Below are 14607 nucleotides of genomic sequence, written 5' to 3' on the forward strand. Positions count from 1 at the left end.
CCCCCCCCCCCCCCCCCCCCCCCCCCCCCCCCCCCCCCCCCCCCCCCCCCCCCCCCCCCCCCCCCCCCCCCCCCCCCCCCCCCCCCCCCCCCCCCCCCCCCCCCCCCCCCCCCCCCCCCCCCCCCACTCCGGGCGCGGCTTCCGCCCTGCCGCTCCGGGCTGCATCCTGGCCAGGACCGGCCCGAGGAGGAGTCACCCGTGTCCGTCTTCCCACCCATGCCGCTGGCCGAGTGGGCCGACACCAAGGAGACCGTGCACCGGTTCCTGCAGATCGTCGGCAAGCTGCGCCTGGCCAACGCCCCGCGGCGCAACCACTGGTGGCACATCCCGTTCCACCTGACCGGCCGGGGTCTCACCACCCGCCCGATGGGCTTCGACCCGGTCTTCGCCGTCGACCTGGACCTGGTCGACCACCGGCTCGAGATCGCCGTCGCCGACGGACGGCGGGCGTCGTTCCCGCTGCCCGGGCTGAGCGTGGCGGCGTTCTACCGGCAGCTGCTGGGCAGCCTGTCGCAGTTCGGCCTGCCGGCCACCGTCGACATCCCCGTCCCGTTCGACCTGGCCGACCGCACGCCGTTCGCCGAGGACGAGCACCACGCGTCCTACGACCGGGACCGGGTGACCCGCTACTGGCTGGTGCTGGGCCAGGTGGCGCAGGTGCTCGAGGAGTTCGCCGGTCGCAGCTACGCCAAGACCAGCCCGGTGCACCACTTCTGGCACACCTTCGACCTCGCCGTGACCCGGTTCTCCGACCGGCGGGTGGAGCAGTCCGCGACCGTCGACCCGGTGACCCGGGAGGCGTACTCCCACGAGGTCATCAGCGCCGGCTTCTGGTTCGGCGACGACCAGGTCCCCGAGCCGGCCTTCTACTCCTACACCGCACCCGAGCCGGCAGGGCTGGCCGAGGAGCCGCTGCGGCCGGCCGCGGCGCGCTGGATCGACAGCCGCGGCGCCCACCTCGCCCTGCTGCCCTACGAGGACGTGCGGACCGCGGCCGACCCGCGGGCCGTCGTCCTGGACTTCCTGGAGAGCGCCTACGCCGCCGGCGCCCGCCGCGCGGGGTGGGACCTCGGCGCCCTGCGCTGCCCGACCGCACCCGAGCCCCGCTGACCGCGACCGTCCCCATCGCCCGGAGGCCCGCACGATGAGCAACCTGGACCGCCGCCCGCCCGCCCGCGAGCTCGGCGGACTGGAGGACACCCCCGCAGGCCCGGTCCTGGACCTGCTGCCGGGCAAGGAGGTGCTGCTGGGCGAGAGCACCCGCGTGCGCCGCCTGCTGCCCACCCTCGGCCGCCGGCTGGTCGGCGCGTGGGCGTTCGTCGACCACTACGGCCCCGACGACATCGCCTCCTCCCCCGGCATGCAGGTGCCGCCGCACCCGCACACCGGCCTGCAGACGGTGTCCTGGCTGCTGGAGGGCGAGGTGCACCACCGCGACTCGCTCGGCAGCGACGCCCGCATCCACCCCGGCGAGCTGGCCCTGATGACCGCCGGGCACGGCATCGCGCACTCCGAGCAGTCCCCGCCGGTGCACCCGCAGTACCTGCACGGCGCGCAGCTGTGGGTGGCGCTGCCGGACGCCGCCCGCGACACCGCCCCGGCGTTCGCCCACCACACGTCGCTGCCCGGTTTCACCTCCGACGGGCTGACCGCGACCGTGCTGATGGGGTCCTTCGGCGGGGCGACGTCGCCGGGCACCGCGCACACCCCGCTGGTCGGCGCCGACCTCGACCTGGCCGCAGGTGCCGACGTCGAGCTGCCGCTGGAGCCGGACTTCGAGTACGCGCTGCTGGCCTCGTCCGGGTCGGCCGAGGTGGCGGACGCGCCACTGCAGGTCGGCGCGATGCTCTACCTCGGCACCGGACGGCGCTCGGTGCGGGTCCGCGCCGCCGAGGCGACCCGGCTGCTGCTGCTGGGCGGCGAGCCGTTCGAGGAGCGGATCGTCATGTGGTGGAACTTCGTCGGCCGGTCCGGCGAGGAGATCACCGAGTACGCCGAGCGGTGGAACGCCGAGGACGCGCGGTTCGGTGCCGTCGTCGGCTACGACGGCGACCGGCTCGAGGCCCCGCCGCTGCCCCCGGTGCCGCTCAAGGCCCGTGGCCGGGTGCGCTGAGGAGCGGGGCGGTACGGGGAGACCGGCCCTCCCCCGGAGGGGGTAGGTGAACGGCCCGGTCTCTGTGGGAACCGGGCGGCCGGTGCGCTCACGAGAGCATGAGTGCGCTGGCCCAGGACGAGGAACGTGTCGCCTTCTGGCGGCGGCACACCGTCAGCGGGATCGTCCTGTGCGAGGTGATCCCCGTGATCATCGCCGTGCGGACCCTGACCACCGACCCGCCTCGTGCGGGGGTCATCCTCGCCATCGCCGCGGTGGTGGCCCTCTCGGCTCCGCTGCTGGCGCTGATCCCCGTCGACCGGCTGGTCCGCCACCCGCGGGGCCGGCTGTTCTTCGACGCCTGGGAAGCCGTGGGCATCGCCCTGGTGATCACGTTGTGCCTGCTCGACGAGGCGGCCGACAGCCCGTACGTCCTGTTCCTCTTCGTCCTGCTGGCCCATGCGGCGCTGGCCTACCCGCCGGCCGGTGTCGCGCTGGCCGGCACGAGCATCCTCGCCGGGTACCTCGGCATCGGCCTCGGGGTCGGAGGTGCGCCTGCTGGCGACGTCCTGGTCGGTGCACTCGCCCTGGGGGTCGCGACCGCCACCTGTGCGTTCGCGTCGGCGAACCACCGGCGGGCCTACCAGCGCACTGCCGCGTACGCCCAGGAGGTCGCCCTCCTCGCCGAGCGGGACGGGCTGACCGGTGCGCTGAACCACCGCGCGTTCCACGAGCGGCTGCGCACCGAGGCGGCCCGCGCCACGGCCGACAGGCCGCTGAGCCTGCTGCTCGTCGACGTCGACGAGTTCAAGACCGTCAACGACACCCTGGGTCACCTGGCCGGCGACGCGGTCCTCCGGCTGGTCGGCGAGACGCTGGCCCGGAGCGAGGGCGTCGCCGGGCGCGTGGGCGGCGACGAGTTCGCCCTCCTGCTCCCGGGCACCGACCTGTCGGAGGCGGCCCTGCTCGCCGAACGGCTCGTGACCCACGTGCGCACGGCCGCCGCCCCCTACGCGGCCACGGTGAGCGTCGGCGCGGCGACCGTCACGTGGACCGATCCGGTCGGGCTCCAGGCGGCGGCCGATGCCGCCGTGTACCGCGCGAAGCACAGCGGCCGGAACCGCGTCTCCGTCCCCCCGGCGGCCTCGGACGGTCCGCGCCTCTGGCCCCGTCCGGAGCCTGATCCCCCGTCCGCCCCGGGCGAGGAACGACGGGGCACAAGACGGACCGGGCCGGCGTTGCGGCCGGCATGACCGTCGACCAGCGCATGCTCGCCTTCGTCGCCTCGCGGCACGCCGCCGTGCTCGCCACCCTCAAGCGGGACGGCCGCCCGCAGCTGTCCAACCTCTTCTACGCGTGGGACGACGAGCAGCAGCTGGCCCGCATCTCGGTGACCGCCGACCGCGCCAAGACCCGTAACCTGCAGGCCGACCCGCGGGCGACGCTGCACGTGACCTCGCCTGACTTCTGGACGTGGGTCGCCGTCGAGGGCACCGCCGAGCTCGCCCCGGTGGCGGCCGACCCGCACGACGCCACGGTCGAGGAGCTGATCACCTACTACCGGACCATCAACGGCGAGCACGACGACTGGGACGCCTATCGCGCGGCCATGGTGGCCGACCGCCGTCTCGTCGTCCGGCTGCGTCCCGAGCACACCTACGGCCAGCTGCGCGCCTGAACGCCGAGCGGCGGGCCGGCAGGGTGGTCGGGGCTCGTCCACCGCGCCGGCCCCGCCGCCTCAGCTGCCCGTCGGCGGCTGCATCACCGACAGCGGGGCACCCCACGGGTCCTCGACCACGGCGAAGCGGCCGAACTCGGTGTCCATCGGCGCCATGGTCACCTTGCCGCCGCCGGACTCCACCGTGGCGACGGCGTCGTCGGTGGAGTCGACCGCGAAGCACGCCGTCCAGCCCTTCGGGGAGCCCGGCTGGTGGCCGCCCAGGCCACCGAGCATGCGCCCGTCGCGCGCGAAGGTCGTGTACCCCCCAGCGCCGGGCACCTCGGCCCAGTCGAAGCCGAAGACGGCGGTGTAGAACTCCCGGGCGGCCGCCGGGTCCTCGACCGCCGCCTCGCTCCACACGAGCGACCCGTGCTCGTTGAAGACGCGGTACCCGGTGTGCATCCCGGACTGCCACAGGCCGAACGCGTTGCCCTGCGGGTCGGCGGCGATCACCATCGTGCCCATCGGCCCGACCTCCATGGGCTCCACGACGACGGTGCCGCCGGCCTCGCGGATGCGGGCGGCCGTCGCCGCGGCGTCGTCGGTCGCGAAGTACGTCGTCCAGCCCGGGGAGTCGCCCGGGTTCATCAGCGGCCCGAGGCCGGCGGCGTACTCGCCGTTGCGGCGGGCGTTCAGGTACCCGCCGTACTCGGGGTCACCGCCCTCGAACTCCCAGCCGAACAGGCGGCCGTAGAAGTCCTTGGCGGCGTCGATCTCCGAGGCGCCGTAGTCGATCCAGCACGGGGTACCGGCTGGCCACGGGGTGTTCCGAGTGGGCATCGCTCCTCCTCGTCGGGTGGGGAGGGACACCGTGGCACCAGGGACCGACAGTTCCCAGGGGGTCAGAAACGCCCGCCGCCGGAGCGGCCGCGGCTGCGCGAGCCGCCGAAGCTGCCCGGCCGCCGTCCGCCGCCGCGGGACCCGCCGCCACCCCCGGAGCCGCCGCGGGAGCCCCCGCCGTACCCGCCGCCGTAGCCCCCGGCGCCACCGCCGCCGAAGAGGATGCCGCCGAGCACCAGGCTGCCCAGGTCCACGCCGCCGCGGCCCCCGCCGTAGCCACCGCCGAACCCGCCTGGCCCGTACCCCCCGGTCCCGTAGCCGCCGCCGAGACCGCCGGGTCCGTGGCCCCCGCCGCCCCAGCCGGAGACGTCCGCCTGCGCCCGCTGCAGCGCCTGCTGGGCCAGCGCGTCGGCCTGCTGGGCCTCGCGCAGCGCGCTCACCGGGTCGGTGCGACCCTGCGCGACCGCGAGGTCCAGGTGCCGCTGGGCCTCGGCCAGCCGGGTGCGGGCCTCAGGGCCGACGGCGCCGCGCCGGGTGCTGACGAAGTCGCCGGCGGCCGCGATGCCCGACCGGGCGGTGAGCAGCGCCTGGTCCAGCGACGCCGCGGCCCGCCGCGCCCGCTGGTCGGCGTCCCGGGCCACGGACAGCGCCTGCTCCAGCGCGATGTCGGCCTCCTCGAGCTGCCGGAGCGCGGCCATGGGGTCGGGCAGGCCGCCGTCGGCCGGGGACAGCGCGGCGTCGGCGGCGGCCAGCGCGGCCTCGGCCCGGGCGACCTGCGGCCGCAGCCCGCCGCCGGTGCCCCCGGCAAGCAGCGCGCGGGCCTCGGCGAGGTCCTCCTCGGTCTCGGCCCGGACCTGCGCCACCCGGGCCTCGGCGGCCTGCAGGTCGCTGCCGAGCCGGGCGACGGCGTCCAGCAGCGTGCCGGTCTGCGCGAGGGCGTCCTCGGCGACCCGGATGTCCCCGACGGCCGCCCCCGACCGCCCGGCCGCGACCTCACTGCGCGCCTCGGCGATCTCCTGCTCGGCCGCGTCGAGCCGCGCCCGCGCCTGGGCCAGGTTGTCGGCGACCGGTGCCAGCGCGGCCGGGGCGTAGCGGCGCTGGAGGGCGGCGAAGCGCTCCTCGTCGGCGGGCAGCCGGCCGCGCAGCGCGGTCGCGCGGGAGGCCAGCGCGTCGAGGGCCTGCGGCGCGGTGCGCTCCAGGTCGCGCAGCCGGTCGAAGGCCTCGGCCTGCTCGTCCAGGCGCGCGTCGGCCGCGGCGGTGAGCTGCAGCATCTCCGCGAGCATCCGCCGCTTCGTCGGCTCGTCCTCCTGGTGCTCGTCGTCGAGCTGCTGGCGCAACGAGAAGGCCCGCACCAGCTCCTGCTCCGAGGCCGCCAGTGCCTCGGCGAACCCGGCGACCGACTCCTGGCCGTACTGGAGGCGGGCGTAGTCGAGGTCGAGCCGGGAGGTCTTGACCGCCTCGTCCAGCTCCAGAAGGGCCGTGCTGGCCTGCGCCTCGAGCTGCTCGGTCGGGACGCCGGCGTGCGGGTCCGGCCGCTCGATCCGCTGGGTGGGCGGCGGCCCCTGCCGGCGCCGGCGGGACCGCGAGACCAGGTAGGCCCCGCCCGCGAGCGCCGCGATGCCGCCCACCACCGCGACCGTGCCCGCCCCGCTGCCGCCGTCGCCGGCCAGCCCGTCGGCGAGTGCGATCACGGCGCCGTCCCAGTCGTCCGCGGAGAGCAGCGGGTCCACGTCGGAGACCAGCACCTGCTCGATCTCGGCGTCGGTGAGCGGGAAGTCGTCGGGCACCCAGTAGCCGTAGCGCCGGTCGTCGACCGCGACGGCGAACAGCGCGTCGCCGCTGGCCAGCCCGGACGCCTCGGCGGTCGCCCGGGCCCACGCGCCCTGCTCCACCCCGTCGAACGAGGACACGTAGACGACGAACAGCTGGGTGCCGTCGGCGGACCGCAGCTGGTCGAGGGAGTCGGCCACCCGCGACTCCTCGGACGGGCTGAGGACGTCGATGTCATCGGTGAGCTGCGCCGGCACGTCGAACGGCGGCTCCGCCAGCGCGGGCCCCCCGCCGAGGAGGACCACGCAGACCAGCGGGGCGAGGACGGCGAGCAGCCGGCGCACGGGAGACCTCCGGGGGTTGACCTGCGGCGACCCTACCCAGCCGGCGCGGGTCGACCCGGGCCGTGCGGGGTAGGCATCCGGGACCGAGACCTGGAGGTCCCATGAGCGAGCCCGACCGCGTCGCCGCCGCCGAGCTGCCGCCGGGAGTGGTCCGCCGCGTCGGCGACTGGGCCGTCGGCAACCGCCGCGGGCAGTACTTCGCCGTCTCCCGGCGCTGCCGCCACCAGCTCGCCGACCTCTCCGAGGGCACCGTGGACGCCGAGGGCTGCCTGGTCTGCCCGTGGCACCAGAGCCGCTACGACGTCCGGACCGGCGAGATGGTCGAGGGCCCGCACGGCTTCCTCGGCTACCACGGGCCGACCCCGGGCTACACGCAGTTCGTCCGCGCCTACGCCCGCGTCCTGCGGCTGCGGGTGCGCCGCGCGGTCCGCCGCGGGGACGACGTCGTCCTGGAGTGATGACGTCGTCCCCGGGCGCGGTCGCGCCAAGTGGGCCCCGGAGGGGTCCGCGCAGGCGGGACGCGGCGGCTCAGCACGACCGGGGGACGGCACGTGGTGGCGGTGTCGTCCGGCAGGACGACGATGTCACCGCGTCAACGCCGTTCGATGGGCTCGTCGACCCCCTGCACCAGCGCGTCGCTCTCGATCTCCTCCACGCCGGTGGCGCGCACCGACACGCCCTGGGTGGCGGCGACCTCCTCCGGCGACTTCGGTGCGAGCAGGCCGTCCCGGATCTCCTCCGCCCAGTGGCAGCTGACCAGGTGGCCGGGCGCCAGCTCGCGCAGCACCGGCACCTCGTCGTCGCACCGGGTCTCCTGCCGCCACGGGCAGCGGGTGTGGAACCGGCAGCCGCTCGGCGGGTTGGCCGGCGACGGCAGGTCGCCGGCGAGCAGGATCCGCTCGCGCCGCTCCTCCACCACCGGGTCGGGCACCGGGACGGCGCTCATCAGCGCCCGCGTGTAGGGGTGCAGCGGCTCGTCGTACAGGACCCCGGAGGGCGCCTGCTCGACCAGTGACCCGAGGTACATGACGCCGACGACGTCGCTGATGTGCCGCACCACCGCGAGGTCGTGCGCGATCACCAGGTAGGTCAGGCCCAGCCGCTGCTGCAGCTCCTCGAGCAGGTTGACCACCTGCGCCTGCACGCTCACGTCGAGCGCGGAGACCGGCTCGTCGGCGATCAGCAGGTCCGGCTCCAGCGAGATGGCACGGGCGATGCCGATGCGCTGCCGCTGCCCACCGGAGAACTCGTGCGGGTAGCGGCGCAGCGCCGCGGACGGCAGCCCGACGGCGTCCAGCAGCTCCCGGACCCGCGCGGCGATGCCCGCCTTCCCGCCGCCCATCCCGTGCGCCCGCAGCGGCTCGGACAGCAGCGACTCGACGTCCTGCCGCGGGTCCAGGCTGCCCAGCGGGTCCTGGAAGACCATCTGCATCCGCCGCCGCATGGTCCGCAGCGGCTCGCCCTTCAGCGCGGCGACGTCGGTGCCGTCGAAGAGCACCCGGCCGGCGGTGGGCTCGACCAGCCGGAGGACGGCGCGGCCGAGGGTGGACTTCCCGCAGCCGGACTCCCCGACCAGGCCGTAGGTGGTGCCGCGGTCGATGGCCAGGTCGACGCCGTCGACGGCGCGGACGTGGCCGACGGTGCGGTCGAAGAACACCCCCCGCTTGATCGGGAAGTGAACCTGCAGGCCCTCGACCCGCAGCAGGGGCTCGCTCGTCGCGGTCACCGGGCGGCTCCCGAGGCGGTGGCCCCGGCAGGGGACGGCGGGTACGTCAGCGGGTGGCGGCAACGCAGCTCGCGGCCGGGCCCGTCGTACTCCAGCGGCACGGGGCTCCCCGCGACCTCGGTGAGGCAGTCGTCCTGGGCGTTGTCGCAGCGCGGGGCGAACGCGCAGCCCTCCGCCCAGGGGATGGCGTCGCGGGCCGAGCCGCGGATCGGCGTGAGGGGCGCGCCGCGTCCGGCGTCCAGCCGCGGCACGGAGGCGAGCAGGCCGCCGGTGTAGGGCTGCCGGGGGCGGGCGAACAGGTCGTGCCGGTCGGCGGTCTCGATGATCTTCCCGGCGTACATGACGTGCACCCGGTCGCAGAGGCCCGCGACCACGCCGAGGTCGTGGGTGATCATCACCAGCGCCGTCCCGGAGTCGACGACGAGCTCGCGCAGCAGCTCGAGGATCTGCGCCTGGATGGTGACGTCGAGGGCCGTCGTCGGCTCGTCGGCGATGAGCAGCCGCGGCGAGCAGGCCAGGGCCATCGCGATCAGGGCCCGCTGCCGCATGCCGCCCGACAGCTGGTGCGGGTACTCCTTCAGCCGCCGGGTGGGGTCGGGGATGCCGACCCGGTCCAGCAGCTCGGCGGCCTCGGCCCCCGCCTCCCTCTTCCCCATGTCGCGGTGCTCGACCAGGACCTCGGTGACCTGGGTGCCGATCGGCACGGTGGGGTTCAGCGAGGACAGGGGGTCCTGGAACACCATCGCCATCTCCGACCCGCGCAGCCGGCGCAGCGTCCGGTCCGGCGCCCCGATGAGCTCCGTGCCGCCGAGCCGGACCGAGCCGCCGACCTGCACGCCGCGCCGCGGCAGCAGGCCCATGACCGCCAGCGAGGTGACCGACTTCCCGCAGCCGGACTCCCCCACCAGGCCGACCGTCTCCCCCGCGGCCACCGAGAAGCTGACCCCGTCCACGGCGCGGGTCGGCTGCTCGCCGCGCCGGGTGAAGGCCACCGAGAGGTCCTCGACCTCGAGCACGGGGACGTCGGTGCGGACGGCGCCCTCCGGCGGCATGGCCTCGATGCTCACCCCTACCTCCATGCCCTCTGCTCGACTCCGCCCTCGTTCAGCTCCTCGGTCGTTGGCGCTCCCTGCGATGGTCGCTCGGGCGTCGTCATCGGCGGAACTTCGGGTCGAGGGCCTCCCGCAGCGACTCCCCGAGCAGGGTGAAGCCGAGCGCGACCACGATGATGCACAGCGCCGGGTAGATGGCCAGCTCCGGCCGGACCCCGAGGAACTGCTGGGCGTTGGCCAGCATGGCGCCCCACTCCGGGCGGGCCAGGTCGGGGTCGCCCAGCCCGAGGAAGGACAGCGCCGCCGCCTCGATGATCGCCGTCGCCAGCGACAGCGTGGCCTGCACGATCACCGGGGACAGCGAGTTGGGCAGCACGTGCCCGAACACGATGCGGCCCCGCCTGACCCCGAGCGCGCGGGCCGCCAGGACGTAGTCGCTGCCCCGCTGGGCCAGCATCGACCCGCGCAGCAGGCGGGCGAAGACCGGCACCTGCGTCACCGCGATGGCGATCATCAGCGCGTACTGGTTCTGCCCCAGGAGCACCGAGATGCTGATCGCCATCAGCAGGCTGGGGATGGACAGCAGGATGTCGACGAAGCGCATGACGACGGTGTCCACCCAGCCGCCGGAGGCGCCGGCCAGCACGCCGAGGGCCATGCCCACGACCGCGCCGAGCAGGGTGGAGACGACCCCGATCAGCAGCGACTGCCGGGACCCGACGATCAGCCGGGACAGCACGTCGCGGCCCAGGTTGTCCACGCCCAGCGGGAACCCCTCCCGCGCACCGGGGATGGAGTTGGGCCGGATCTCCGACAGCAGCGTCTGCGCCAGCGGGTCCCGCGGGGCCAGCCAGGGCGCGAAGGCGGCGACCAGCAGGAACAGCAGGACGATGACCGCGCCCAGGATGGCCACCGGGTTGCGCCGCAACCGGCGGAACGCGCTCCGGGTGAGCGAGACCCCGCCCTCCCCCTCGGGCACCTGACCGGCGCGTGCGGCCAGCTCGTCGATCCGCCGCCGGCGGACGTCACCCACCGCCGTCATCGGCTCTGCTCCCGTCCGATTCGCGAGCTCATCGGACCCTCACCCTCGGGTCGAGCAGGCCGTAGGAGATGTCGACCAGCAGGTTCACCAGGACGTAGACCACCGCCAGCAGGAGGATGAAGCCCTGCAGGACGGCGAAGTCGCGGGCGAAGATCGCGTCGTAGATCGCCGACCCCACCCCACCGAAGGCGAACACCGTCTCGGTCAGCACCGCCCCCGACAGCAGCAGGCCCGTCTGCAGGCCGATCGTGGTGGACACCGGCAGCAGGGCGTTGCGGATGACGTGCCGCCGTCGCACGGTGTCGGCGGCCAGGCCCTTCGCGTTCGCCGTCCGGACGTAGTCCTCGTTGACGACGTCGAGCACCGAGGCCCGGGTGATCCGCACGATGATCGCCAGCGGGATGGTGCCCAGCGCGATCCCCGGCAGGACCAGGTGCAGGAAGGCGTCCCAGGCGGCGTCCCACTCGCGGGTCAGCAGGCCGTCGAGGACGTAGAAGTTCGTGATGTGGGTGGCGTCGATGCGGACCTCCTGGCGGCCCGACCCGGGCAGCCAGCCGAGCTCGACGGCGAACAGCAGCCGGAGCAGGTAGGCGAGGAAGAACACCGGGATGGCGACGCCGAGCAGCGAGCCGATGACGGCGGAGGAGTCCAGCCAGCTGCCGTGCTTGCGCGCGGCGAGGTAGCCCAGCGGGATGCCGACGCCGACGGCGAAGACCATGGCGAAGAGGGTGAGCTCGATGGTGCCCGGCATCCGCTCGAGGAACTCGGTGGTCACCGAACGGCCGGTGCGGGACGACGTCCCGAAGTCGAGCTGCACCGCGCGGCCGAGGAAGCGCAGGTACTGGACCCAGATCGGCTGGTCGAGGCCGAAGAGCTCGTTGTAGCGGGCGATCGCCTCGGGCGTCGCGCGCTCGCCGAGGGCGGCCTGGGCGGGGCCGCCGGGCAGGGCGCGCAGCCAGGCGAAGAGCAGGACCGACAGGCCCAGCAGGATGGGGACGAGCTGCAGGAGCCGTCGGACGATGAAGCGCAGCACGGGGTGCGGGTCAGCCTTCCCTCGGTCCGGCGTCGGTCACGACACCGTCCCCGTCGGCAGCCCGGGGGCTGCCGACGGGGACGGGCGTGGAGGTCACTCGCTGATGGAGACCGTGGAGAACACCTCGGCGGTCAGCGGGCTGGGCTCCAGCCCCTGCACGCGCTCGGAGACCACCAGCGCCGGCGGCGAGTGGGAGATCGGGACACCCGGCAGGTAGTCCATGATCAGCCGGTTCGCCTCCTGGTAGAGCGCGGTGCGGGCGGCCGGGTCGGGCTCGGCGTCGGCCCGGGCCAGCGCCTGGAAGATCTCCGGCGCGCTGAACGCCCCGAACTCCGCGGACGCCTGGTTGTTCGACGCCTCCGCGAAGAAGGTGCCGATGAAGTTGTAGGCGTCGTTGTAGTCACCGGTCCACCCGAGCAGGTGGATGTCGGCCTGGCCGGCCTGGACCGCGTTGAGGTAGTCGGGGTTCCACGGCAGCGCGACCGGCTCGATGGTGAAGCCGACGTCGGTCAGGTTCTGGCTGATGACCTGGAACATCGCGGCCGGGTCCGGCAGGTAGGGCCGGCTGACCTCGGTCGGGTAGTAGAACCGCAGCGTCGTGCCCTGGGCACCGGCCTCCTGCAGCAGCTGCCGCGCCCGGTCGGGGTCGTACTCGTAGGTGGTGACGTCCTCGGCGTAGCCGTCGACCGTCGGCGGCATGAACTCGATGGCCGCCTGGGCGCCCTCGGGCAGCAGCGAGTTGACGATCGTCTCCCGGTCGATCGCGTGCGCGATCGCCTGCCGCACCTGCGGGTTCTGCAGCGCCGGGTTGGCGGTGGTGCCGGGGACGTTCCCGCCGTTGAAGCCCAGGTAGAGGATGTTGAACGGGTCGCGCACGAGGACCTGGAAACCCTCGTCCTCCAGGGTCTGGTAGTCCGCCGGCGCCACGAAGTCGTAGCCGTCGATCGAGCCGGCCTGCAGCTCCTGGCGGCGGGTGTTCCCGTCCGGGATGGTGCGGAAGATGATCTCGTCGAGCAGCGCCTTGTCGCCCCAGTAGTCGTCGTTGCGGACGATGGTGACCTCGCCGTTGCCGCGGTCCCAGCTCTCGAACCGGAAGGGCCCGGTGCCGGTCGGGTGCTCCAGGGCGTACTCGGGGTAGGTCAGTGCGTCCTCGTTGCCGGACAGGTTGTCCGAGTCGTACTCCTGCAGGGCCGTCGGGCTCTGGATGGAGAACGCCGGCAGCGCGAGCGCCGCGGGGAACTTCGAGGTGACCTGGGTGAGCCGGATGACCGCGGTGTTCTCGTCGGTCGCCTCGCAGCTCTCGTAGATGCTCGGGGTGTCCGGCGTGCTGGCGAAGCCGCCGAAGACCGCCTGGTAGTAGTACGAGGCGCTCGGGCTGGTGGCCAGGCCCTCGAAGTTGTACCAGCGGTCGAAGTTGAAGCAGACGGCCTCGGCGTTGAACTCGGTCCCGTCGTGGAACTGGACGCCCTGGCGCAGGTTGAAGGTGTACTCCAGCCCGTCCTCGCTGACCTCCCAGTCCTCGGCCAGCTCGGGCACCGGGTCGGTGCCGCCGAGCTCGTTGCCCAGCAGGCCCTCGAAGATCTGGCGGGAGACGCGGAAGGTCTCACCGTCGCTGCCGAACGCCGGGTCGAGCATCGCCGGGTCGCCGGCGGCGCCGAAGACCAGCGTGCCGCCGGACTGCTGGGCCTCGCCGCCCTCCCCCTCGCCCCCGGCGGGGTCCCGTTCGCTGGAGGCACAGGCAGCCAGGGTGACTGCGGTGAGCGTGGCCGCCGAGGCGGCGAGCACGCGTGTGGCACGACGCTGCATCGCGGAAGACCTGCCTTCTCGGCCCTCGTGGGCCGGATGAGTTCCCGACTTCGCGGCCGCAGGGCGGAAGCCCTCACGGACGTGGGTCGGACCCTAGGCCGGACGTCCGGGCCAGGGTGAGCCGGGGATCACCATCGACACCATCCTGTGACCTGGTCAGGGGCCAGGTCAGGCCCGGAGCGCTCCGCATGCCGTGCCCGGCCCCCAGCAGGGTCCCGCCGCGAGCGTGCGAGCGGTGGGGGGCTGGGGTCCTTCCTCAGGCGTCGATGCGGCGGCGGCCCTCGAACGCCCGGCCCAGCGTCACCTCGTCGGCGTACTCCAGGTCGCCACCCACCGGCAGGCCGCTGGCCAGCCGGGAGACGGCCAGCCCGAGCGGGCCGACCAGCCGCGCCAGGTAGGCGGCGGTCGCCTCGCCCTCGAGGTTGGGGTCGGTCGCGATGATCAGCTCGGTGACCGCGCCGCTCATCAGCCGGGTCATCAGCTCCTTGACCCGCAGGTCGTCGGGGCCGACGCCCTCGATCGGGCTGATCGCGCCGCCGAGCACGTGGTAGCGGCCGCGGAACTCCCGGGTGCGCTCGATCGCGACGACGTCCTTGGGCTCCTCGACGACGCAGATGACGTCGTCGGCCCGCCTCGGGTCGCGGCAGATCCGGCACTGCTCGCCCTCGGCGACGTTGTAGCAGGTGCTGCAGAACCGGACCTCGGCCTGCACGCGCTGCAGCGCGGCGACCAGCCGGCCGACGTCCGCGGACTCCGCCGCCAGCAGGTGGAAGGCGATGCGCTGGGCGCTCTTCGGCCCGACGCCGGGCAGCCGGCCGAGCTCGTCGATGAGGTCCTGGACGGCCCCCTCGTACACGGTGTCCCTCTCGTCAGGGGGGTGGGCGGGAAGGGCGCGCAGCCCTCTACAGGCCGGGCAGCCCCAGGCCGCCGCCGAGGCCGCCGGCGAGCGGCCCCATGCGACTGGCGGTCAGTTCGTTGACGGCGCGCGAGGCGTCCCGGAAGGCCGCGACGATCAGGTCCTGCAGGCTCTCGACGTCGTCGGGGTCGACGGCCGCCGGCGCGATCGTCACCGCGGTCACCTCGCCCTGCCCGGTCATCGTGACGCTCACCAGGTTGCCACCGGCCGTGCCGGTGACCTCCTCCTGCGCCAGTTGCTCCTGCGCGGCAGCCAGCTGCTGCTGCATCTGCTGCGCCTGCTCGAGCAGGCGTGCCATGTCGGGCTGGCCTCCGGGGAACATGACC

Annotated in this window: 14 protein-coding genes; 5 read left to right on the forward strand and 9 right to left on the reverse strand. The window is 74.6% G+C overall.

Going from position 1 to position 14607, the window contains the following annotated elements:
* The first annotated feature begins 198 nt into the window (after window positions 1-198).
* The 4 genes from ACI78Z_RS20400 (at window position 199) to ACI78Z_RS20415 (ending at window position 3770) form a co-directional block, all read left to right on the forward strand.
* The gene (locus tag ACI78Z_RS20400) at window positions 199-1110 is read left to right on the forward strand and encodes a DUF5996 family protein (protein WP_457038361.1); all 912 of its coding nucleotides are present in this window, start codon (window positions 199-201) and stop codon (window positions 1108-1110) included.
* Between the two features lie 34 nt (window positions 1111-1144).
* The gene (locus ACI78Z_RS20405) at window positions 1145-2113 is read left to right on the forward strand and encodes a pirin family protein (protein WP_457038362.1); all 969 of its coding nucleotides are present in this window, start codon (window positions 1145-1147) and stop codon (window positions 2111-2113) included.
* Between the two features lie 98 nt (window positions 2114-2211).
* Window positions 2212-3345, forward strand: a complete 1134-nt coding sequence (locus ACI78Z_RS20410) for a diguanylate cyclase (RefSeq protein WP_457038363.1) — start codon at window positions 2212-2214, stop codon at window positions 3343-3345.
* A complete protein-coding gene (locus ACI78Z_RS20415) occupies window positions 3342-3770 on the forward strand; it encodes a PPOX class F420-dependent oxidoreductase (RefSeq protein WP_457038364.1) in 429 nt (142 codons plus the stop codon). The genes ACI78Z_RS20410 and ACI78Z_RS20415 overlap by 4 nt, the downstream gene beginning before the upstream one ends.
* A 60-nt stretch (window positions 3771-3830) precedes the next feature.
* Here ACI78Z_RS20415 and ACI78Z_RS20420 read toward each other — a convergent pair whose 3' ends face one another.
* Window positions 3831-4592 carry a VOC family protein gene (locus tag ACI78Z_RS20420; RefSeq protein WP_457038365.1) on the reverse strand — a complete coding sequence of 254 codons (762 nt, stop codon included), beginning with the start codon at window positions 4590-4592 and terminating at the stop codon, window positions 3831-3833.
* 62 nt (window positions 4593-4654) lie between these two features.
* Complete coding sequence (locus ACI78Z_RS20425; RefSeq protein ID WP_457038366.1) at window positions 4655-6706, reverse strand: TPM domain-containing protein; 2052 nt, start codon at window positions 6704-6706, stop codon at window positions 4655-4657.
* A 101-nt stretch (window positions 6707-6807) separates the two neighbouring features.
* Between ACI78Z_RS20425 and ACI78Z_RS20430 the strand changes: the two genes are divergently transcribed.
* A complete protein-coding gene (locus ACI78Z_RS20430; RefSeq protein WP_457038367.1) occupies window positions 6808-7164 on the forward strand; it encodes a Rieske (2Fe-2S) protein in 357 nt (118 codons plus the stop codon).
* Window positions 7165-7298: 134 nt separating this feature from the next.
* On the opposite strand, the gene ACI78Z_RS20435 is transcribed toward ACI78Z_RS20430, so the two are convergent.
* The 7 genes from ACI78Z_RS20435 to ACI78Z_RS20465 form a co-directional block, all read right to left on the reverse strand.
* Window positions 7299-8432, reverse strand: coding sequence for an ABC transporter ATP-binding protein (locus tag ACI78Z_RS20435; protein WP_457038368.1), 1134 nt, complete (start codon window positions 8430-8432; stop codon window positions 7299-7301).
* Window positions 8429-9499, reverse strand: coding sequence for an ABC transporter ATP-binding protein (locus tag ACI78Z_RS20440; RefSeq protein ID WP_457038369.1), 1071 nt, complete (start codon window positions 9497-9499; stop codon window positions 8429-8431). The genes ACI78Z_RS20435 and ACI78Z_RS20440 overlap by 4 nt, the downstream gene beginning before the upstream one ends.
* A gap of 85 nt (window positions 9500-9584) precedes the next feature.
* A complete protein-coding gene (locus tag ACI78Z_RS20445; protein WP_457038370.1) occupies window positions 9585-10526 on the reverse strand; it encodes an ABC transporter permease in 942 nt (313 codons plus the stop codon).
* Window positions 10527-10554: 28 nt separating this feature from the next.
* The gene (locus tag ACI78Z_RS20450) at window positions 10555-11559 is read right to left on the reverse strand and encodes an ABC transporter permease (protein WP_457038371.1); all 1005 of its coding nucleotides are present in this window, start codon (window positions 11557-11559) and stop codon (window positions 10555-10557) included.
* Between the two features lie 93 nt (window positions 11560-11652).
* A complete protein-coding gene (locus ACI78Z_RS20455; RefSeq protein ID WP_457038372.1) occupies window positions 11653-13365 on the reverse strand; it encodes an ABC transporter substrate-binding protein in 1713 nt (570 codons plus the stop codon).
* A 256-nt stretch (window positions 13366-13621) separates the two neighbouring features.
* A complete protein-coding gene (recR, locus tag ACI78Z_RS20460; protein WP_012946702.1) occupies window positions 13622-14221 on the reverse strand; it encodes a recombination mediator RecR in 600 nt (199 codons plus the stop codon).
* 46 nt (window positions 14222-14267) lie between these two features.
* Entirely contained in the window at window positions 14268-14603 is a 336-nt protein-coding gene (locus ACI78Z_RS20465) for a YbaB/EbfC family nucleoid-associated protein (protein ID WP_012946701.1), read from the reverse strand.
* Between the last annotated feature and the right edge of the window lie 4 nt (window positions 14604-14607).

This window comes from Geodermatophilus sp. SYSU D01176, assembly GCF_054050015.1.

Bases quoted from the DNA above. Each gene is read 5' to 3' on its own strand.
- ACI78Z_RS20405 (WP_457038362.1), top strand. From the start codon at position 1,145: ATGAGCAACCTGGACCGCCGCCCGCCCGCCCGCGAGCTCGGCGGACTG.
- ACI78Z_RS20410 (WP_457038363.1), top strand. From the start codon at position 2,212: ATGAGTGCGCTGGCCCAGGACGAGGAACGTGTCGCCTTCTGGCGGCGG.
- ACI78Z_RS20415 (WP_457038364.1), top strand. From the start codon at position 3,342: ATGACCGTCGACCAGCGCATGCTCGCCTTCGTCGCCTCGCGGCACGCC.
- ACI78Z_RS20420 (WP_457038365.1), bottom strand. From the start codon at position 4,592: ATGCCCACTCGGAACACCCCGTGGCCAGCCGGTACCCCGTGCTGGATC.
- ACI78Z_RS20430 (WP_457038367.1), top strand. From the start codon at position 6,808: ATGAGCGAGCCCGACCGCGTCGCCGCCGCCGAGCTGCCGCCGGGAGTG.
- ACI78Z_RS20445 (WP_457038370.1), bottom strand. From the start codon at position 10,526: ATGACGGCGGTGGGTGACGTCCGCCGGCGGCGGATCGACGAGCTGGCC.
- ACI78Z_RS20455 (WP_457038372.1), bottom strand. From the start codon at position 13,365: ATGCAGCGTCGTGCCACACGCGTGCTCGCCGCCTCGGCGGCCACGCTC.
- ACI78Z_RS20465 (WP_012946701.1), bottom strand. From the start codon at position 14,603: ATGTTCCCCGGAGGCCAGCCCGACATGGCACGCCTGCTCGAGCAGGCG.